Origin of the sequence: Dyella japonica, from assembly GCF_040545895.1 — a bacterium.
GTDB lineage: Bacteria > Pseudomonadota > Gammaproteobacteria > Xanthomonadales > Rhodanobacteraceae > Dyella > Dyella japonica_D.
Map to the genome: position 1 here is coordinate 112,284 of NZ_JBEPMU010000007.1, position 20,955 is coordinate 133,238.

Here is a 20,955-nt window from a genome sequence, read left to right on the forward strand (position 1 = left end):
AAGGTTGCTTACTGACCGCGCATGCGGCCAGCGAAGCGCGGGCCGTGGTGGCCCATGCTCGGCAGCTTGATCTTGCCGATGGCTTCGATGCGCTCTTCAGCCAGGCGATCGGCCGCCTTGTAGGTCGGCACGCCTTCGGTCTTGGAGATCTCGAAGATGCGGCCCAGGTTGTAGTAGATGGTGCGCATCATGCGCATCGCGCGCTCGCGGTTGTAACCGTCGATTTCCAGCGACACGTTCATCACGCCACCGGCGTTCACGGCGTAGTCGGGAGCGTAGAGCACGCCTCGACGCTGCAACTCGTCGCCGATGGCGTCGGTGGCCAGCTGGTTGTTGGCCGCGCCGCAGATGATCTTGGCCTTGATGCGATCAATCGTCTGCTCGTTGAGCGTGCCGCCCAGCGCGCACGGCGAGTACACGTCGGCGTCGACGTCGTAGATCTCGTCCAGGCCCACGGCTTCGCAGCCCAGCTCGTCCACGCAGCGCTGCACGGCATCCTTGTTGATGTCGGTGACGAACACCTTGGCGCCCTGTTCGCGCAGCAGCTTGATGAACTCGCTGCCCACGTGGCCGCAACCCTGCACGGCGTAGCTGTACTTGCCCACGTCTTCGTTGCCGTGACGGACCTGCAGCGCGGCCATCAGGCCCTGCAGCGTGCCGAATGCGGTGAACGGCGACGGGTCGCCCGAACCGCCATGCACCTGGTGCACGCCGGTCACGTATTCGGTTTCACGGAACACGTATTCCATGTCGTTGACGTCGATGCCGACGTCTTCGGCCGTGATGTAGCGACCATTGAGCGAGTTGACGAAGCGGCCGAACGCGCGGAACAGCGCCTCGGACTTGTCCTTGCTCGGATCGCCGATGATCACCGCCTTGCCACCGCCCAGGTTCAGGCCGGCCACGGCGTTCTTGTAGGTCATGCCGCGGGAAAGACGCAGCACGTCGTTCACCGCGTCCTGCTCGCTCTTGTACGGCCACATGCGCAGGCCGCCGAGGGCAGGGCCCAGCACCGTGTTGTGGATCGCGATGATGGCCTTCAGGCCGGCGTCCTTGTTATGGCAGAAGACGACTTCTTCGTGACCCGTTTTGGCGATGGTTTCGAAAATCATTGGAACGGTGACTCCACATTTGGCGATGCCGCGGGGACGGACATCCACAGGATGGAGGCGGGGTTCGATCCAGTGCGGCCCCGCCAGGGCGTACTAACAAAAGCCTTAAAGTCAAAACCCCGACGAGTGGTCGGGGCGGTGAATTTAGTCCGATAGTTTAGTACGTCCCCGGCGGAACGGTTGCTGCGACGCCGCAAGTCGTTGGCGTACGGGGATAAATAGGCCATCCCCGTGCGCCGACGGGCTCAGAACGTCAGCGTGGCGCGCAGCCAGTAGTAACGGCCCATCACGTCGTAAGTCGCTACGTCCGTATTCGAGTTCGTCACATTGTTCTGGTACAGCAGCGGCGGTTGCTTGTCGCCGAGGTTGTCGATGCCCAGGTCCAGCCGCGTGTGCCAGGCGGCGATGTCATAGCCCGCCTGCACATTGTGGTACGCATAGGCGCCCACCTTGCGTACGACGGCCGGTATCGACAGATCCGCAGACAATTGCTGTTCCGCATCTTCACTGCCCACCTGAGTGCGGCCGATGTAGCGGATGCGCCAGCTCGCGCTCCACGGCCCGTGCGTCCAGTTCAGCGTGGCCAGGCCGCGCCAGCGTGGGAAATTGCCGTAGGCGTAAGTGTATTTGCCGGCGTTGTGGATGGTCACCGCGGTCGGGTCTGCCGGATCGGGGTTCACGTCGTAGCGGGCGACGTAGGTGGCATCGAGCCTCGCCGCAAAGCGGCCGAAGCGGGTTTCGTCGAAGCGGTAGGCCACGGTGCCGTCCACGCCCTTGGTGGACAGCGCGCCCAGGTTCACCGTTGGCTCGGCCACGTAATTGATGTTGCCGGTGTCGAAGCGATGGATGAATCCGCAGAACGGGCTGCCCGCATTCGCATAGCACTGGTTGAGCACCGTCTGCGCGGAGATGGCGGTGATGGTGTCGTTGAGGTTGATGCGCCACAGGTCTGCGCTCAGCGACAGCCCCGGCAGCCATTGCGGGTCGTACACCACGCCGTAGTCGAACGACTTGCCCTGTTCCGGCTTGAGCTGCGAACCGGCGGCGACGGCGCCCGACGTCTTGGCGGCAATCTGCGGGTTGGCCTGCTGGTAGCTGCCGTCGGTGGGCACGTTGGCGCAGGCCGAGGCGTGGCCGCCCGTGTAGAAGTTGCAGGGATCGTTGACGGTCGGCGTGTCGTTGGCGATGCCCGAATACAGCTCGTTGATGTTCGGCGCACGAAATACCTGCGATACGGTGCCGCGCAGCAGCAGGTTCTGTATCGGGCGCCATTCCAGCGCCAGCTTGCTGCTGGTGTTGCTGCCCGCCGTGCTGTAGTCGGAATAGCGCGAGCCGATGGTGATGTTCAGCGCCTGCGCCCATGGCTTGTCCGCGAGCAAAGGCAGCAGCGCTTCGGCATAGGCTTCCTTCACGTTGAAGCTGCCCGAGAGCACCGTGGTGCAGAACTCCACCACGCCGCACAGGCCGTTGGCATCGCCCACCGCCAGGGGATCGGCCCAGGACGTCGTGCTCTCCTTGCGATATGACACGCCCGTGGCAAGGCTCACTTCGCCCGCCGGAAGCGCGAACAGATTGCCGTTCGCGTTCGCCTCGAACTGCTTGACGATGTAGTCGTTGGTGGCCGTGGGATTGCGCTGGATGTTGCGCAGCGCGGCGATGGTGGTGGGGTCGTTGACGTTGAAGATATTGATCGGCGTGCAATTGGCGATGGGGTTGCCCGGCGTGCCGCAGGTCACCTTGCCGGTGTTGCCGTCGAGGAACGACGGGCCCACGCCCTGTTGCAGGGCCGCGTAGTCGAGGAAGCCGTTGTTGACCGACTTCTGCCTCACCTTGCCGTAGTTGAGGTTGGCATCCCATTGCCACGAACTGTCGCCGAAGTTGCCGCGTAGCCCCGGCGTGAATTGCAGGTTGTAGGTCTTGTAGGTGTAGGTGCGATAACCCAGCGTGGTGAAGCGCGTGTTGAAGTCGCCGTAGCTGTCGCCGGTGACGCGATCGGTGCCAAAGTTCACGCCGAACGGGTTGTAGTAGCTCCGCGCGGAGACCATGAAGTTGTCGCCGTTGGCGAACACCGGCACCGGCGCGATCTGCGAATCGGACTCCGTCTTCGTGTAGTACAGGTTGGCATAGGCCTCGACGGCATCGGTCAGCTTGTACTTGCCCAGCACGAACACACTGTCGCGCTGCTGCGGCGTCTGCAGGATGTTGTCGCCCTGATAGTTGTAGGTATCCGCATTGGTGTAGCAGTGATAGTCGTTGAGCGAAGTAGTGCCGCCCACGCCGGGATTGAGCGATACCCGCGAGCCGCAGCCGATCCGTCCGGCGACCGAACGCGGCAAGGTGATCGATCCCGCCGGCGTGGCGGAGGAGCCGCTTACGATCACCTGTCCATTGGAGAGGTTGAGGGCGTCGTGCGAAAACGCGCGTGCGCTGGCCGAGACCGCATCGAGACTCTGGTGGTCGATGCCCGCCACGATGCTGCCGCGCTGCCCGGTATGGCCCGCGGTGAGCGAGACGTGGCGGCGGAAGCCATCGCTGTGGCTGCTCTCGCCGAAATCGCCGGATAGCTGCACGCCGTCGAACTTGTCGCGCAGGATGAAATTCACCACGCCGCCGATGGCATCGGAACCGTAGATGGCCGACGCGCCGTCGCTCAGCACTTCCACGCGATCGATCATGTTGGCGGGGATGCTGTTGACGTCGTTGTAGGCCAGGCGCACGCCGTTGACGAGAATCAGCGTGCGCTTGTCGCCCATGCCGCGCAGCGAAATCGTCGCCGCGCCGGTGCCGCCGCCGTTGTTGGTGTTGGCATTGGTGGCGTTGCCTGCAATCGAAGGCAGTTCCTGCACGATGTCGCCCAGTGTGGCCTTGCCGCTGGCGGCGATCTGCGTGCGATCGACGGTGACGACAGGATTGGCTGTTTCCACGTCGACGCGTCGGATACGCGAACCGGTGACGGTGACGCCCTCGAGCGTCCTGGCCTTGTCGGTGCTTGGCACGGCGCCATCGGATGGTGACGCGGCTTCCTGCGCTCGCGCCGCCTGGGGGAGCAGCACAAGGCAAGTAGCGCTTGCGGCCACGATCATGGCAGCGGACAGGGATCGACAAAGACGATGTTTGGCGGGTGGGGCGTAGGTGGGATGCATGGCGTTCCTCGCATGACGTCATCAGCTGGGGGCGGTAGTCCGGGAGCACGTTCTTCGGGCCAAGCGAACCCGTGTCGGGCGATGCCCAACCGATTCGCCTGCCGTTGTGGGAGACGCCGGCGCGCGCGGGCCGGTGTGCTCCATCGCTGCCCGCCACAGCGGCGGCGGGCAGGTTGGCGTTCTCAGCCGCTGCCGATCGCGCCGGTTTCCGATTGCCAGTACACGGAGTAGCGCTCGCCGTGAATTTGATTGAGCGGCACCACGGCGAGCTTGCCGTCGTGCGTGTGTGCTTCGAAGCGCAGGTCCTGCGCCGACGCCACGTTCAACCAGGACATGTCACCGCTGCGGTCCACTGTTACGCGCGGCGCGGGCCATGGCTTGGGTTCGGGCTTGGGCGCTGCATCGTAGCCGCAGTACTGCATGTCGTGTGTCAGGCCCTTGTCGCCCAATCGCGCGGCCAGCACCAGCGGCCCATAAAGCGCAGCCTGCAATCCGTCATCGCCCGGCAAGGTTTCGTAGGTCAGGCGCATGGAAAGGTCCATCTCGACGCGGTCGCCATCGCGCCACTCGCGCTTGAGCGTGAGGTAGCTGCCGGGCGAGGCGAACACATCGAGCGCTTCGCCATTCACACGCACGTGCGCGCCCGGCGCGATCCAGCCGGGAACGCGAAGGTTGAGCGCGAACGTCGCCGGCGCGGCAAGCGTGAAACGCAGCCGTGTGACCGGCTCGCGCGGGAAGGCGGTGTCCTGGCGAAGTCGCAGTTTGTGCTCGGGCCAATCCAGTTCGGAGGGAATGAACAGGTTGACGTAGAGGTCGTTGTCGTCGCGGAAATAGATGCTGTCGTTGAAGCGCGCGAACTCCTCCGCGCCCGAGCCCGTGCAGCACCAGAACGAATCGGTGGGCGAGTTGTAGAACTTGGCCGCGCCGGGTTGCAGCGGGTAGTAGTACAACTTCATGCCGTCGCCGTCCTGGGTGCCCAGGCGCGCGTTGTAAAGCGTGCGTTCGTAGTAGTCGAATGCGCGCGGATCGCCATTCCACGCATACACATGGCGCGTGAGCTTCATCAGGTTGTAGGCCACGCAGCACTCGGCGCTGTACAGGCCGAGCTGGCCCTTGAGATCGCTGGGTGGCGTGTTCCAGAACTCGTCGTTGCTCGATCCGCCCGTGGCGTAGCTACGGTTGCGCGTAACGGTTTCCCAGAAGAACTCCGCGATGCGACGGTAGCGCGGCTCGCCGGTCAGCTCGTAGCGCCGTGCCGCGCCGATCACCTTGGGTATCTGCGTGCTGCTGTGTAGCCCTTGCAGTTCATCGCGATGCGCCGCCAGCGGTTCGAACAGCGAAGGCTGATCGAAGCGATGCGCGGCCTCGCGATAGCGTTCGTTGCCGGTGATGGCGTAGAGCTCGTAGAGCCCGTCGTTCATGCCGCCGTATTCGGTTTTCAGGATGTGCGCCATCTGCGCATCGGAGAACCCGTTGAGCCAGCGCACCGTCCAGTTGCCGATGCCGATGGCCACCTGCAGCGCCTGCGCGTTTCCGGTGTGCTCATACATATCGAGCATGCCGGCGAGGATCTTGTGGACGGTGTAGAACGGCGCCCACACTTTTTCGCCATTGCTCAGCCGGTCGAAGAAGCTGGGAGGAAACGCGCTGAGGTAACCGTTCGGCTGCTGGCAGGCGGCAAGCGCCGCGACCAGTTCATCGCCGCGCTGTTTGAGCTGCACGTCGCCGGTGGTGGCATAGGTGAGCGCGACGGCGGAGAGGTAGTGGCCGCCAGTGAAATGCCCGCGCAGTTCGCAATCGGGTTTTTCCCAGCCGCCGAATGCCTGCGCGGAGGAGGCGATGCCGGCCTGGACGCGGAAACTGTGCGCGAGGCGATCGACGGGTAGCGTGTGCAGGTAGCGCTGGTTGATGGCCGCGGCGCGCGAGAAATCGCTGTCCAGCAAGCGCACCTGGCCCAGCCCGAACGCTTGCATGCGGCGCACGGGCTGTTCGCGCGTGCCCGCGCCTGATGCAGCGGCAGCGGGCGTGGCGGTGTCGGCGACATCGGGTGCCAGGGCCATGGCCTTGGGCAATACCGACAGCGACGCCAATGCAGTCGCGGCGCGCTTGAGGAATCGTCTGCGGTGATCGACGCCTTCAGACATCTGGTCTCCCCGACCGGTTGGAGCATGCCATGCCAATGGCGATGCCTATGATGCGCGTCCCCCGAAGCGCTGTTTCATCCTGCCGTCACACGGGCAGGTCGTCTTGTGTCATTTGCGGGTATCGCATGCGGAATTCTGCATAGTGGTGCGAGGGCGATTTGGACATCGTCGTAAGCGCACATGGCGCGTGCATGCTTCCTACAACAAAGTGGTGCAAACGTTTCATGCCCTCGCCAGGCGGCTGTTGTGACGCCCGTAGGTGAGGTACAGCACGCATCCGATCAACAGCCACGCGATGAAGCGCAGATAGGTGATCGTCGGCAGACCCCAGATCAACCAGCACGAGAAGCCCACGCCGATCAGCGGCACCAACGGCACCAGCGGCGTGCGGAACGGCCGATGCAGCTCTGGCTGACGCCAGCGCAGCACCGCCACGGCGGTGCAGATGACGATGAAGGCGCCGAGCACGCCGATGTTCACCAGCTTGGCCAGTTCATCCAATGGAAACAGCCCTGCAGCCACGGTGGTGACGCCGCCCAGCAACAGGGTCGAGCGATGCGGCGTGCGCCAGCGCGGATGCACGCCGGCGAACCAGCCGGGCAGCAGGCCATCGCGACCCAGGCTGAAACCGATGCGCGCACCAGCCATCAGGTTGGCGAAGATCACGCTGGTGATGCCGCACACCGAGGCCAGCGAGATCACCACCATCGCCCACGGCAGGCCGATGCGGATGAATGCACCAGCCACCGGCGCAGCGTTGTCCAGCGTGGTGTAGGGCACGATGCCGGTGAGCACGAGACAGATGGCGATGTAGAGCACCATGGCGATGCCCAGCGACAGCAGCACCGCGCGAGGCAGGTCGCGCTGAGGGTTGCGCGATTCCTCGGCCGCCGTGGTCAGCATGTCGTAGCCGAACACGGCGAAGAACACCACGGCGGCGCCGGTCACCACGCCATGCATGCCGAACGGCATGAACGGATGCCAGCGCTCGGGTTTCACATAAGCCGCGCCGGCGATCACGATCAGCGCCGCGCCAGCGATCTTGATCGACACGATCAGCGTGTTGAAGCGCGCACCCCATTCCATGCGCACCGCAAGCAGGGCCGTGATGCCCAGCGATATGAGAATGGCCGGCAGGTTCACCACGCAACCGGGCGCCGTGCCCCACGCGCCTCGCGCCCACACCGGCAACGGGATGCCGGCCGCGTCGAGCAGCGCTTGCGCATAACCCGACCAGCCCACCGCGACCACGGCGGCGATGAGTGCGTACTCCAGCAGCAGATCCCAGCCGATGATCCAGCCCGCGAATTCGCCGAGCACGGCATAGCCGTAGGTGTACGCGCTGCCCGAAACGGGAATGAGCCCCGCGAACTCGGCGTAGCACAGTGCCGCCGCCGCGCTGGCGATGCCCGCGATGATGAAGGACACCAGCACGGCCGGCCCCGCCTGCGTCGCTGCCACCGTGCCGGTGAGCACGAAGATGCCCACGCCGATGATGCCGCCCAATCCGATCGCCGTGAGTTGCCACAGCCCCAGCACGCGACGCAGGCCGCTGCCACCCTTGGCGGCTTCGCCCTGCAGTGCATCCACGGACTTGCGCCGCAGCATGTCGTTGATCAGACCCATCGGTTTCTCCCCATGCTGCGTGCTTCGAATCGTGGCGGGAACGTTGCGCGATAGGCGCACCGACCGTTCCCGCGTTTTTCTTGTCGATGTTTCCTGTTGCTGAAAGTGTCCCGCATTACTGCTTGGCGTACGGCGATTTGCCGCCACCGGCGATGAACTTGTCCACTTCCTGCGGCAGCACCGGCAGCGGCACCGAGCCGAGCGACAACACGGTGTCGTGGAATGCGCGCAGGTCGAAGCGCGCGCCCAATGCCTTCTCGGCCTTCGTCCGCGCATCGACGATGGCCAGCTCGCCCAGGTAGTACGAGAGTGCCTGTGCGGGCCAAGCGATATAGCGATCCACTTCCGTCTCGATCTCGTGCTCGCTCAGCGCCGTGTTGTCGCGCATATAGGCTTGCGCCTGTTCGCGCGTCCAGCCCTTGTGATGAATGCCGGTGTCCACCACGAGACGGCAGGCACGCCACATCTGGTAGCTGAGATAGCCGAAGCGGTCGTATGGCGTGTCGTACATGTCCATCTCCACGCCCAGGCGCTCGGAATAGAGCGCCCAGCCTTCGCCATAGGCGGAGATGTACGTGTAACGACGGAAATCCGGCAGCCCTTCGTGTTCGGCGGCGAGCGGCATCTGGAAGGCATGGCCGGGCGCCGATTCGTGCAACGTCAGCGCGGTGAGCGAGTAGAGCGGGCGCGAGGGCAGGTCATAGGTGTTCACGAGGTAGACGCCCGGCCCGCCGCGACCGGCGGTGTAGAACGGCGCCAGATCAGGCGAGACCGGTTCGATGGCGAAACGGTCGCGCGGCAGGCGGCCGATGTAGTTGCCGATCTTGCCGTCCACCCGCTTGGCGATCCACGCCGCGTCCTTGAGCAATTCATCGGGCGTCTTCGGATAGAACTTCGGATCGGTGCGCAGGTAGTGCAGAAATTCGGGGAAGCTGCCGTTGAAGCCGCTGTCGCGTATGGTCTCGTCCATCTCGCCGCGGATGCGCGCCACTTCTTTCAGCCCCAACGCGTGGATGGCATCGGGCGTCATGTCCAGCGTGGTGAATTGGCGTATCTGCGACTGGTAGAACGCCTTGCCGTCCGGCATGGCCTCGGCAGCGAGCGTGGTGCGCGCCTGCTTCATGTAGGTGTTGCGTATGAAGTCCAGCAGCTTGGCGTAGGCGGGAATCACCGATTGCCGGATCGCGTCGCGGCCCTGGGCGCGCAATTGCGCCTGCACGTCGGCTGGAATGGTCGATGGCATCTTGCGGAACGGTGTGTAGAACAGGTTGTCGTCGCCCTTGGCATCGGCCACGTTGGCGATGGATTGGTCGCGTCCCGTCAAGGTCACGCGCGGCACGCTGAAACCGCGAGCCAGGCCTGCACGCATGTTGGCCGTCTGCTCGTCGAAGTAACGCGGAATGTCCTGCAGCTGGCGGATGTAGTGGCGGTAGTCTTCCTCGCTGCGCAAGGTGCGGCGCGCGGTGAAGCCCAGGTTGGTCCAGAACGCCGTATCGCTGTTGAAGGGCATTTCCCAGGTGTGGAAGCGCTCGTCCGCGAGCAGCACTTCGATCTGGTTGCGATAGATCGCGTAGTTGACCGGATCATCGCCCTGCAACTGGCTGGGCGACACGGCGTCGAGCTGCTTGAGCACGTCGGCCCAGTATGTCTCGCGCATGGCCTGGATGCCGGCATCGACCTTGGGCAGGTGATCGGCCAGCGACTTGTTGTGACTGTCCTCGTCGTCCGCGCCCTTGAGCTGCGCTTGTCGCCACGCCCATTCCTTCGTGTAGATCTCGTGGAACCGCGCAGTGGCATCGCCATCGGCACGGGCGGGCCATGCCGTGGCCACGCAGGTCGTGCAGGCGAGGGCGAGGAGGAAACTCTTCATGACGCGGTCCTTGTGATGTCGCGTGGTGGTACTTGGCGAGTACGGAGGTGCCATGCGCTGCGGCGGCCGGCGGCGAGATTCATGCGAAGGGTTGATCGATGGCGGGCGAGGGCGGCGTGAACCAGGTCGCGCCGTCGTCGGTGACGTAGAAATGGTCTTCCAGACGCACGCCAAAGCGGTCCGGCAACACGATCATCGGCTCGTTGCTGGCGCACATGCCCGGCTGCAGCGCGGTGCGGTCGCCGCGCACGAGATACGGCGACTCGTGAATGCTCATGCCGCAGCCATGGCCGGTGCGATGCGGGATGCCCGGAAGGCGGTAATCGGGGCCGAGCCCCGCCTTCTCCACCACGGCTCGCGCAGCGGCATCCACCGATTCACAGCTTGCGCCTGGGCGTATGGCGTCGAAGGCGGCGCGTTGCGCGGCCTGTTCCAGGTCCCAGATGCGCGCCTGTTCGGCGTTCGGACGTCCAAAAATGTAAGTGCGCGTGATGTCGGAGTGGTAACCCTGCACGGTGCATCCGGTATCGATCAGCACCAGTTCGTCTTGCTGCAGGTATTGCTCGCCGGGCACGCCATGCGGATACGCCGTGGCCTGGCCGAACTGCACGATGCAGAAGGTCGACCCGTTGTCGGCACCGAGCGCGCGGTGCGCCTCGTCGATGAAGCGCACAAGTTCCGTTCGGCTGATGCCTTCGCGCATCAAACCGGCAGCGAGGCGGTGCACCTGCAAGGTCATCGCCGTGGCTTGCTTCATCAGTGCCAGTTCGCTCGACGACTTGCACATGCGGCAGCCATCGACGATGGCGCTGGCATCGGACAACGGCTTGCCGCCGAGCACGGCACGCAGCCGTTCGGCGATGACGTAGGCCGCCGCCGGATCGAGCGCCAGGCTGCCAGCGGCGCGCTCGCGCAGCGCATCGGCAACGAGCTGTTGCGGATCGTCGTGTTCTTCCCACAGCCGCACATCGGCCGGAATGCGCAGCACGCGTTCGAGCGAGCCCACCTCGAAGGCAGGGCAGATGACGATGGGCGCACCGCGTGCGGTGAGCAGCATGCCGACCAGGCGTTCGCTCGCGTTCCACGGCACGCCACTGAAATAACGCAGCGACGTGCCCGCGGTGATCAGCAAGGCATCGATACCCTGCGCGTGCATCAGCGCGCGTGCTTGTTCCAGACGCTGCTGGTACTCCTCGGCGCCAATGGGTGCTGCGGTGTCCTGCCAGGGCGCGAGCGTGGCGCGGGCCTGTGCGATGTCGAGACCGCCGATCTGCGTCGCCGTCATCATGCCGATCCGAGATCGTCGTTGCGCCACACGCCATCCACGCAACGCGTGACGCCGCCGGGATTGCGATCGCGCAGTTCAGTCGGCAACTGCTGTTCCGGCACGTTGTCGTAGCAATGCAGCGCGGTGAAACGCGTGATGGCTGCCGGCATGCCCACGGCGGTGAAGCCGGGATGGCCTGTGCTTGGATACGGGCCGCCGTGGTTCATCGCTGGACTCACCGCCACGCCCGTGGGCATGCGGTTGCCGATCAGTCGTCCCACGCGCGGGCGCAGGGCATGTGCCACCGTCGACCATGCCTCTGCATCGCGACCATCGTTGGCGCTGTAGAGCGTGCCGGTGAGGTTGCCTTCGAACGACGACGCCACCTGCGCCATCTGCGACACGTCGCGTACGCGCACCAGAAGGCTCACTGGGCCGAAGGCTTCGGTCTGCAATTTGGGCTGTTGCAGGAACGTCTCGGCACTCACGCTGAGCAGCGTGGGTGCGTAGCGATAGCCGTGCTCGCCGGTGGTGCCGCCCGCGAGCACTTCCGCGCCTGCGGAACGCAGGGTGGCCACGCCTGCTTGCAGATGATCCAGCACGCCGCGCGAAAACAGCACGCTGGGCGCGGCGGCCGCGAAATGCGCCCTCGCCGCGGATACGAATGCATCGCCTGCCGCGTCCCGCGGCACGATCACCACACCGGGATTGGTGCAGAACTGCCCGCTGCCCATGGTGCACGAGGTGAAGAATTCCTGCGCCAATGCCTCGCCACGTTCGGCGAGCGCGCCGGGCAACAGGAACACCGGATTCACGCTGGAAAGTTCCACATAGGCCGGAACGCCCGCAGCATCGGCGGCGGCCTTCAGCGCAAGGCCACCTGCGCGACTGCCGGTGAAGCCGATGGCACCCAGACGGGCATCGCCCGCGAGCCGCGCGCCCACGCCGTAGTCGAAGTGATAGAGCAATTGCACGGCCGCCAGCGGCAGGCCCGACTGCTCCAGCGCCGCGAAGGCGATGCGGGCGAGGCGTTCGCTGGTGGCGGGATGTGACGGATGCGCCTTGGCGATCACCGGATTGCGCGCGGCAATGGCCGAGGCGAAATCGCTGCCGGCGATGGCATTGAAGGCGAACGGAAAGTTGTTCGGTCCGAACACCAGCACCGGTTTCGACAAGGGCGCGCGATGCGTGCGCAAGCCGGCCGCCGTATCGATTACCGGCTGCGTCCACGCATAGCTGCGCACGGCCTTGGCGGCAAGGCGCAGTTGGTTGGTGGTGCGCGGCAACTCCACGTTGGCGAGGCGAGGCTGTTTGGGCAGCGCCGTTTCTGCGTGGGCCACATCCACGAGGGCTTCCGCGTCGGCCTCGATGCCTGCGGCATAGGCATCGAGAAAAGCGGCGATACGTTCGGGCGGCCCGGCGGCGAGTTCGTCCGCCACGGCCGCTGCGGCCTGCAGCGCGGCCTCCACATCCGCCGCGCCACAGAGAGGGAATGCCGGGCCGATGGGAGCGCCCGTGGTGGGATCTTCCGCGCGAAAGGCGCCGAGCAGTTCGCGTGCTTCGCGCCATTCGCCCCCAATCAACAGCGGCTGCGTGGTCATCTCAGATCACCGGCGCATGCGCGATGGCGTGATCGATTACGCGAAGCGCCGCATCACGCTCGGCGCCTTCCATCACCATGCGCGGCGCGCGAACGCGTTCGTTGCCCATGTTCACCTTCTCCTGCACCAGCTTGATCAGCTGGACGAACTTGGGCACGGTGTCCAAACGCAGCAGCGGAAGGAACCAGGCATAGAGTTCGGCCGCGGCATCCGCACCGCCGTCGCGCGCCAGCTCGAACAGCTTCACCGATTCCTTCGGGTAGGCGTTGACCAGGCCGGCGATCCACCCGCGCGCGCCCATCGCCACGCCTTCGACGATGGCGTCGTCCATGCCCACCAGCAATTCAAGGCGCGTGCCCAGCAGGGAACGCAGCGCGGCGAAGCGGCGCACATCGCCCGAGGACTCCTTCACCGCCTGCACGTTGGGGTAGGCGTGGGCGAGTTCGGCGATCTGTTCGGGCGAGAAATCCGTCTTGTAGGCAATCGGGTTGTTGTAGAGCATGCACGGCAGGTCGGTGGCGGTGATCACCGCGCGCAAGTGCGCGCCCATTTCGCGCCAGTCGGTGGAGTACACGTATGGCGGCAACACCATCAGGCCCGAGGCGCCTAGCGCCTTCGCCTCGCGCGCCAGGCGCACGGCTTCATCGGTGGAGAGTGCGGCGATGCCTGGGATCACCGGCGCGCGACCGTCGAGCGCTTTCACCAGCGTGCGGATGATCGCGAGTTTTTCATCGAAGGTAAGCGTGGCCGCTTCACCCAGCGAACCCAGCGGGACGATGCCCGTGCAGCCGCTGTCGATCATGCTGCGCGCATGCTTGGCGAGGAAGTCGTGGTCGACCTGGCCATCGGCGGTGAACGGCGTGGTGATGGCGGGAATGACGCCGCGCCAGATGGAAGCGTTGCTCATGATCAGCTACCTCGATATGCATCATCAGAAGGAAAAGAAGCCAGCCCGGCCAAGGTGGCCAGGCGTGCAGGAAAGAGCGGCGGCCGCGCGCCGTTGCGTGGAAAGCGACCCAGTTCCGCCAGCGCCGTGCCGCAGATGCGCCCCTGGCACGCACCCATGCCGCAACGCGTGGCGAGCTTGGCGGCGCGTGCATCGGCGAAGTCGTCGAGTGCGCCGAGGGTGACGTCTTCGCAGCGGCAGACGGTGGTGCTTGCGTCGGCTAGCGTGCGCAGGCGTGGATCGAGCGCGAAATGCCGGGCGAGCAGGTCGCCGAAACGGCGTTCGCAATCGCGCCGGGGCAGCAAGGCCTGTGCGGCGGACGTCTGGCCGGTGGCCATGTGGCCCGCCATCGCACCCTCGATCTGCGCCACCGCCAGGCCACCCACACCGCAGGATTCGCCGGCGGCATAGACTGCACTCGCGCTGGTGCGCAGCAGTGGGTCCACGTGCACGAATGGGTGCACGCCGCGATAGTCCAGCGAGCAGCCGAGTTGTTGCGCGAGTTCGGTGTTGGGCACGAGTCCGTAACCTACGGCCAGCAGATCGCAATCAATGCTTTGACGACCGTGCGGCGTTTCGATGTCCACGGCGCGCACGTGCTCCTCGCCATGTGCTTCGCAGGCGAATGAGCCGAAGTGATAAGGCACGCCTGCCAGGCGCAAACGCAATGCCGCGGCCTGGGCAGTGCGTGCAGGCCAATGGCGCAATTGCATGGCGAACGCGCGCACGGCATCGGCCGAGGCTTGTTCGTAGATGCCGACGATCTTCGCACCGTGCTTGCGCAGCGTGGCAGCAGACGCAAGCAGCAGCGGACCGCTGCCGGCGACGATCACGCGCTTGCCCGCCACCGGCCAGCCCTGCTTGGTCAACGCCTGCAATCCGCCTGCACCGGTGACACCGGGAAGCGTCCAGCCGGGGAAGGGCAGCAGCAATTCGCGTGCGCCGGTTGCGATGATCAGCGAACCGTACGACAACAGCTGCGTTCCATCGGGCGTTTCCACACGCAGCGAGGATGATTCCACCGTGACGATGCTGTGTTGCGTGAGTACATCGACATGACGCAGCGACGCGATGGCCTTGCGTTCGGCGCGGTGTGGCGCAGCGCGCACGTCGTGTCGCCATACCTGTCCACCGGGTTGCGGCTGCGCATCGATCAGGCCCACGCGCGCACCGTTCGCGGCCGCCGTGCGAGCAGCGGCAAGGCCAGCGGGGCCGGCGCCGGCGACAAGCACGTCGTAGCGCTTATTCATCGGTGATCACCTGCATACCTTCGCGGACGGGCGTCATGCAGGCGCGCAGTTGCGCCACGCCATCGATGCGTACGCGGCACTCGAAGCACACGCCCATGCCGCACAGCGGCGCCCGCGGCTCACAGTTCACGGAGCGGCGAAAGCGCGTGGCGATGGTCGCGATGGCCGCGGCCACGCTCGCACCGCTGGGCACATCCACGGCCTGACCGTTCACGCTGAGTCGCGTGCGTGCATTCATGCCGCCATCCTCTGTGGCGCATAGGGCATGGGATCGATGGCCGGCTGTCGACCCTGGATCAGATCGATCATCAGGCGCGCACTGCCCAGGGCCGTGGTGACGCCGAGGCCCTCGTGGCCGGCGGCAACCCATTGGTCGACGGCGCCGGGAACCGCGCCGAGATACGGACGTCCATCCGGTGTGGTGGGACGAAAGCCGGTCCAGATGCGCAAGGCTTGCAGCGATTGCAGCGCGGGCACGAAGGCGAAGCTGCGCGCGAGCATGCGCTGCACCATCGATGGCGACACCGCGGCGTCGGTGGCACTGAATTCGCGCGAGGAGCCGATGAGGATCTGCCCCGTGGGACGCGGCTGCACGTTGAAGGCCACGCTGCTGTCCGCATCCCCATGCGCGCTGTCGGCGTAGCCCAGTTCCAGCAATTGGTGACGCACGAGGCCGGGATAACGATCAGTGATGACCAGATGCCCCTTGCGCTCGCGCATTGGCAGCATGGGCAATAGGCTGGTTACTGCGACGCCGGTGGCCACCAACACGGGGCCCGACAGTCGCGTCGCATCGTCCAGCAGGGCGCCACCGCTGAGCAACGCACGCACGCGCTGTCCGGCATACAGCCGTGCACCGCGCGCCACGGCGCGACGCACCAGATAGTTGGCGATGCGCGGCGGATAGACAACGGCTTCCTGCGGCACCAGCATGCCGCCTGCGAATCCGGGCGCCAGCGCCGGTTCGAGTGCGTAGAGCGTGGCGGCATCGACAAGGCGTGCGTCGATGCCCGCAGCTTGCAATCGTGTCGCGCGCGCCGATGCAGCGCTCAGTTCGTCGTCGTTGCGTGCCACCCACAACGTACCGCAGCGGCTGAATTCCGCTTCCTTCAATTCGGCAAACGCTTCCCAGTGGTGCAGCGAATAGCGCGCGAGGGCGAGTTCAGCCGGATCGTCGTCCATTGCCACCAGATGTCCCATCGCTGCCGCTGTGGCGCCGCCGCCGATGGGGCCGGGCTCGACGATGGCCACGCGCATGCCCTCGGCGCTGGCCGCATCGGCACAGCTGGCGCCGATGATGCCGGCACCGATCACGATGAGATCGAACGTGGCGGTGGCATTCATTCCGCGCCGCTACCCCACGTGAAGGCGTCTTCCTCGTCGAACAGCAGCGTGCTTCGCGCGACTACATAGGCCGTGCCGGTGATCTGCGGCAGCACGCCGCGCGTGGCCGGTGTGTAGCGCCCCTCGAACACGCTGCCCAGGATGCTTTCCTGTCTCCACGTATCGCCCGGCGCCAGCTTGCCGTCGGCAGCCAGGCAGGCGAGCTTGGCGCTGGTGCCCGTGCCGCAGGGCGAACGGTCGTAGGCCAGGCCGGGGCACAACACGAAGTTCCGGCCGTCCAGTCCGGCGACCGGCGACTTCGTGTTGACTTCGATGTGATCGATCTCGCCGCCATCGGCGCCGGTGATGCCTTGCGCTTCGAGCGCGCAGCGGATGGCTTCGGTATAGGTGGTGAGTGCGCGCTGGTGGTGGATCTCCAGCGGCAGCGGCGTGTCGTTGGTGATGAAGAACCAGTTGCCGCCCCACGCCACGTCGCCGGTGACGGTGCCGTAGCCCGGCACGTCGACGCTCACGTTGCTCGCGTGCCGGTAGCTCTCCACGTTGTCGATGGTGACGCGGCCGTCCTCGTGCAGCAGCGCGCCCACCGTGCCCACCGGCGTGTCGATGCGGTGCCTGCCCGGGCCGATGCGCCCCATGTGCTGCAGGGTGCGCACCACGCCGATGGTGCCGTGGCCGCACATGCCGAGATAGGAAACGTTGTTGAAGAAGATCACGCTGGTGCACGCGCCTTCCGACTGCGGCGGCAGCAGCAGCGCGCCGACCACCGTGCTCGATCCGCGCGGCTCGCAGGCGATGGCGCTGCGCCAGCGGTCGAAGTCGCGGCGAAAGCGTTCGCGCTGCTCCATCAGCGAGCCGCCGCCGAGATCGGGGAAGCCGGCGATCACCACGCGAGTGGGTTCGCCGCCGGTGTGTGAGTCGATCACGTCTATGGTATGCATGGGCCTATGCTCGCCCCGGGCGAGCGTGACGGTCTAGAAATGCTTGCCGCCCGCCGATGCGGAAATCAGCACAATGCAAAGTCGCGTCATCGCCTTATGCTGCAACCGCAGCAAGGACTGGCGCGGCGCAGGGAGTGTCGTTCGAGATGAAGATTTCAGCCGATGATCTGGAGGCGTTGTTCGATGCGTTGCCTGATGTCGTGTTCTTCGTGAAGGACAGCAACGGCCGCTATACGCACGCCAATCTCACGCTGGTGCGTCGGCTGGGACTCAAGCGCCGCGCGGACGTGATCGGGCACGACGTCACGGAACTGTTTCCGATGGCGTTGGGCGGTTCCTACGCCACGCAGGATCATCGCGTGCTGGCGGGTGAGGTGATCGAGAATCAGTTGGAAGTGCATATTTTCCCCAACCGCGAACCGGGCTGGTGCCTGACCTGCAAGCGCCCCTTGCGCATGCGCGATGCGGTACGAGGCATCGTGGGCATCTCGCGTGATCTCGGCAAACCGGATGGTCGCCATCCCACCTATGTGCGCTTGCGTCGCGTGCTGGCCTATCTGCAGGAGCACTACGCCGAAGGCGTCCGCGTGGCGACGCTGGCCGAACTGGCAGACCTTTCGGTGGCGCAGCTCGAGCGACATTTCCGTCGCGTGTTTCAGCTGACGCCGCAGCAGGTGCAGACCAAGCTGCGCATCGAGGCGGCCATGCGGCTGTTGCAGGGGAACGAAAGCATGGCCTCGATCGGGCTAGCCTGCGGCTTCGCCGATCAAAGTGCGTTTGCGCGACAGTTCAAGAGCACGGTGGGCATGACGCCGCGCGATTACCGCGCCATCGCCACAGCGCCTGGGCGCGAGCGCCGCGATACCGTCGCATCACTCACGGCCTGATGCCCAACAAAAAAGCCCCGCTGGTTGCGCCGGCGGGGCCTTGGATGAAACGTGCGGTAGACGCGCGGTTTAGCCGGCGACCCACACACCCACATTGAGATGCCAGCCATCGCCGCGCTGCACATAGTACGGGTGCACATAGTGATAGCCGGGACGCACCGGTTCCCAATGGCCGTGCATGGCCACGTACTTGCGGCCGTTCCAGTGCCAATAACCTCGCGCCCAGACGTAGCCTGGGCGGGGCGCGGGTTCTTCTTCCACCAGCACGGTCGGCGGTGCCTGCGGGGCAATCACTTCAACGTATCCCGGCGCCGGTTGCTCCACGACAACAGGGTGGCGGCGGGGAGCGGGCTGCTCCACCACGCAGCCACTGGCGAGCATGGTGACGGCGGCAAGCGCAGCGAGACGAATCGACGTAGACATCGACATGGATGAGATGGCCTCTGTTGGATGAAGGAAGGTGCGGCGCGGGACAATGACGCGGCTGGCTGAGCGTCACCTTTCTTGCGAGCGGCAATATTTTTCTTTGACGGCAAGTGCTTGCGGTTGCCTGCCAAGCCAGGTGCGATGCGCGCCCGGTCCCCTTGCATAGATGCTTGATGCGGCTGGCTCCGCGGGAGCGGGCGGCACCCTTGCGCCGCCCGCCATGCCGCAGGGAGCTGCGGAATCAGCGGCCCCAATAACCCTGATGGAAGCGCCAGCCGTCACGCGCATGTTCCCAGCGCGACTGGTGGTAGACGTAACCCGGACGGGAACGTACCCAGGTGCCGCCGACCCATACGTGGCGACCGCCGTCCCAGCGCCAGTAACCCGGGGCCCACACATAGCCCGCGCGCGGCGGCGGCACGGCCTCGTAACGCGGCGCCGGCGGCGCGACGCCAATGCCGATGGAGACATCCACACCGGCCGATGCGGTCGGGGCATAGCTCATGGCGCCCGCGCTTGCGATGCCAAGAACAGCGAGCAGGGCGAGTTTGCGGGTAATGCTCAGCATGGTGACGTCTCCTTGGTTGTCGGCCGCACCCCGCGGCCTCGTGTCGGAGAACGGCGTATTTCCTTGCCTTGTTGACCGCCGGGGGCTGACTCGTTCAGGTTCGCGCGGGCTTGTGGCGATTATCCGTTCAGTTTTCTTGACGATAAAAGAACGAACGGTCGTGCTATTTTACCTGGCATGACCACGGCAACCCTCGGCAAACGCGCCGCCACACGCGAACTCATCCTTGATCACGCCTATGACATGGCGCGCCGGGACGGGTTGGAAGGCCTTTCCATCGGCGCGCTCGCACAGGATGTCGGCATGTCAAAGAGCGGCCTGTTCGCCCATTTCGGTTCGCGCGAAGAGCTGCAGCTGGCGGTGCTCGAAACAGGGCAGCTGCGTTTCCTTCAGCGCGTGAAATGGCCTGCGCTGAAACTGCCGCGCGGCTTGTCGCGCGTGCGGGCCATCGTCACGAACTGGGTGGCATGGGCCAACGAATACCAGAGCGGCTGCGTGCTGCTCACCGCCGCCAGCGAATACGACGGTCGCCAAGGTGCGTTGCGCGATGTGGTGATCAAGCAGCAGGCAGGCTGGCGCCAGGAAATGTGCCGCGCCATCGGCCACGCCGTGGAAAACGGCGAACTGCGCGACGACACCGACGCGTCACAGCTCGCCTTTGAAATCTACGCACTCATGCTGGGCCTGCACCACGACGCGGCCCTGTTCGGTTTCGACGAAGCGCGCCGGCACACGCTGGCAGGCTTCGAGCGTCTCGTCACCAGCTATAGCCCGCAGCGGAGGGCTGCGCCATGACCCGTCAAACGACACCCGTTGCCAAACATCATCGCGGACCCGGCGCCATCAAGCTGGGCGTGGTGCGTGCCGGTTTCGCGCTGGGCAGCCGCATTGCGCCCGCCCGTGCGGTGGAGCGCGCGCTGCGCATCTTCATCACGCCGTTTGCCAGCAGTCGCGCGCGTGCGCAGGCCGCTCAGCCGGATGAGGAGATGCAGCGCGGCGAACTGGAGATCAACGGCCATCGCATCGCCACCTACACCTGGGGCGATCCCGCGCGCCAGCCGTATGTGCTGCTCGTGCACGGCTGGTCCAGTTTCGGTTTGCGTTACCTGCCGTGGATCAAGCCGTTGCGCGAGATGGGTTACGCCCTGGTGACGTTCGACCAGCCCGGCCACGGCAACAGCGGCGGGCGTCATTGCACGCTGCCCGATTTCATCGAGACGGTGCGCCACGTCGGGAGCCACTTCGGCAACGCCGCACTCACCATCGCGCACTCGCTGGGCGGCGCTGCCGCCGCGCTGGCACAAGGCGAGGACTGGCACGCTCAGAAACTCATCCTCATCGCGCCAGCAGCCGATCCGGTGGCGGCCACGCATCGCTTCACGCAATTCGTGCGCCTGGGCGAGCACCTGCGCGGTCGCCTGCACGACAACCTGGAAGCCATGACCGGCATCAACATCCACGACCTGCAGGTGCATCGCCACCTGGCATCGCTGGGACAGCCTGCTCTGATCGTGCACGACATGGACGACCACGACGTGCCATGGGCCGAGGGCGAGCGCTACGCCAGGCATTGGCACGGCGCGCGTCTGTTCACCACCCAAGGGCTGGGCCACCACCGTGTGCTCGACGCGCCGGAAGTGATCGACGCATCGCTGGCCTTCCTGCGCGGCGAGAACGTCGGCGAACGTGTGGTGTCGTCGCCGAATTTGCCGTTTGGGCTGGCTTGATCGCCGGGGCGAGGGATGTATGGCGATGGCGCCAACAGCGACCCGCTGAGGAAATTCCCCGCGCCGCAACATGTTCCAAACGCAACCATCCACTAAAATCGGGAGT

General features: G+C 65.6%; 17 protein-coding genes. 3 read left to right on the plus strand and 14 right to left on the minus strand.

Translation table 11 applies throughout. From position 1 onward, the window contains the following. Positions 1–8: 8 nt before the first annotated feature. The 12 genes from ABIC75_RS21235 to ABIC75_RS21290 form a co-directional block, all read right to left on the minus strand. Positions 9–1,112, minus strand: coding sequence for a Glu/Leu/Phe/Val dehydrogenase dimerization domain-containing protein (locus ABIC75_RS21235; RefSeq protein ID WP_354015891.1), 1,104 nt, complete (start codon positions 1,110–1,112; stop codon positions 9–11). Positions 1,113–1,357: 245 nt separating this feature from the next. Beyond that, positions 1,358–4,255 carry a TonB-dependent receptor gene (locus ABIC75_RS21240; RefSeq protein WP_436407964.1) on the minus strand — a complete coding sequence of 966 codons (2,898 nt, stop codon included), beginning with the start codon at positions 4,253–4,255 and terminating at the stop codon, positions 1,358–1,360. Between the two features lie 182 nt (positions 4,256–4,437). After that, positions 4,438–6,399 carry a glycoside hydrolase family 127 protein gene (locus ABIC75_RS21245; protein ID WP_354015892.1) on the minus strand — a complete coding sequence of 654 codons (1,962 nt, stop codon included), beginning with the start codon at positions 6,397–6,399 and terminating at the stop codon, positions 4,438–4,440. Positions 6,400–6,621: 222 nt separating this feature from the next. Then, positions 6,622–8,025, minus strand: a complete 1,404-nt coding sequence (locus ABIC75_RS21250) for an amino acid permease (RefSeq protein ID WP_354015893.1) — start codon at positions 8,023–8,025, stop codon at positions 6,622–6,624. Between the two features lie 115 nt (positions 8,026–8,140). Beyond that, positions 8,141–9,895 (minus strand): DUF885 domain-containing protein, encoded by a 1,755-nt coding sequence (locus tag ABIC75_RS21255; RefSeq protein ID WP_354015894.1) that lies wholly within the window; start codon positions 9,893–9,895, stop codon positions 8,141–8,143. A gap of 79 nt (positions 9,896–9,974) precedes the next feature. Then, on the minus strand, positions 9,975–11,183 hold the full coding sequence (locus ABIC75_RS21260; protein ID WP_354015895.1) for a M24 family metallopeptidase: 1,209 nt from the start codon (positions 11,181–11,183) through the stop codon (positions 9,975–9,977). After that, positions 11,180–12,763: an aldehyde dehydrogenase (NADP(+)) gene (locus ABIC75_RS21265; protein ID WP_354015896.1), complete on the minus strand. Its 1,584-nt coding sequence runs from the start codon at positions 12,761–12,763 to the stop codon at positions 11,180–11,182. The genes ABIC75_RS21260 and ABIC75_RS21265 overlap by 4 nt, the downstream gene beginning before the upstream one ends. Position 12,764: 1 nt before the next feature. After that, positions 12,765–13,670 (minus strand): dihydrodipicolinate synthase family protein, encoded by a 906-nt coding sequence (locus ABIC75_RS21270; RefSeq protein ID WP_354015897.1) that lies wholly within the window; start codon positions 13,668–13,670, stop codon positions 12,765–12,767. Positions 13,671–13,672: 2 nt separating this feature from the next. Next, positions 13,673–14,959: an FAD/NAD(P)-binding oxidoreductase gene (locus ABIC75_RS21275; RefSeq protein ID WP_354015898.1), complete on the minus strand. Its 1,287-nt coding sequence runs from the start codon at positions 14,957–14,959 to the stop codon at positions 13,673–13,675. Beyond that, positions 14,952–15,197, minus strand: a complete 246-nt coding sequence (locus ABIC75_RS21280) for a (2Fe-2S)-binding protein (protein ID WP_354015899.1) — start codon at positions 15,195–15,197, stop codon at positions 14,952–14,954. The genes ABIC75_RS21275 and ABIC75_RS21280 overlap by 8 nt, the downstream gene beginning before the upstream one ends. Further along, positions 15,194–16,303: an NAD(P)/FAD-dependent oxidoreductase gene (locus ABIC75_RS21285; RefSeq protein ID WP_354015900.1), complete on the minus strand. Its 1,110-nt coding sequence runs from the start codon at positions 16,301–16,303 to the stop codon at positions 15,194–15,196. Before ABIC75_RS21285 ends, ABIC75_RS21280 begins: the two co-directional genes overlap by 4 nt. Next, positions 16,300–17,241, minus strand: a complete 942-nt coding sequence (locus tag ABIC75_RS21290; protein WP_354015901.1) for a 4-hydroxyproline epimerase — start codon at positions 17,239–17,241, stop codon at positions 16,300–16,302. The genes ABIC75_RS21285 and ABIC75_RS21290 overlap by 4 nt, the downstream gene beginning before the upstream one ends. A gap of 146 nt (positions 17,242–17,387) precedes the next feature. Here ABIC75_RS21290 and ABIC75_RS21295 point away from each other — a divergent pair, with 146 nt between their 5' ends. Continuing rightward, on the plus strand, positions 17,388–18,128 hold the full coding sequence (locus ABIC75_RS21295; RefSeq protein ID WP_354015902.1) for an AraC family transcriptional regulator: 741 nt from the start codon (positions 17,388–17,390) through the stop codon (positions 18,126–18,128). Positions 18,129–18,197: 69 nt separating this feature from the next. On the opposite strand, the gene ABIC75_RS21300 is transcribed toward ABIC75_RS21295, so the two are convergent. Together ABIC75_RS21300 and ABIC75_RS21305 are read right to left on the minus strand one after the other, a co-directional pair. Continuing rightward, positions 18,198–18,557 (minus strand): YXWGXW repeat-containing protein, encoded by a 360-nt coding sequence (locus ABIC75_RS21300; RefSeq protein WP_354015903.1) that lies wholly within the window; start codon positions 18,555–18,557, stop codon positions 18,198–18,200. Positions 18,558–18,795: 238 nt separating this feature from the next. Further along, complete coding sequence (locus ABIC75_RS21305) at positions 18,796–19,122, minus strand: YXWGXW repeat-containing protein (RefSeq protein WP_354015904.1); 327 nt, start codon at positions 19,120–19,122, stop codon at positions 18,796–18,798. Between the two features lie 177 nt (positions 19,123–19,299). On the opposite strand from ABIC75_RS21305, the gene ABIC75_RS21310 reads away from it, so the two are divergent. Continuing rightward, positions 19,300–19,917 (plus strand): TetR/AcrR family transcriptional regulator, encoded by a 618-nt coding sequence (locus ABIC75_RS21310; RefSeq protein ID WP_354015905.1) that lies wholly within the window; start codon positions 19,300–19,302, stop codon positions 19,915–19,917. Beyond that, positions 19,914–20,849, plus strand: a complete 936-nt coding sequence (locus ABIC75_RS21315) for an alpha/beta hydrolase (RefSeq protein WP_354015906.1) — start codon at positions 19,914–19,916, stop codon at positions 20,847–20,849. Before ABIC75_RS21310 ends, ABIC75_RS21315 begins: the two co-directional genes overlap by 4 nt. Positions 20,850–20,955: the final 106 nt, after the last annotated feature.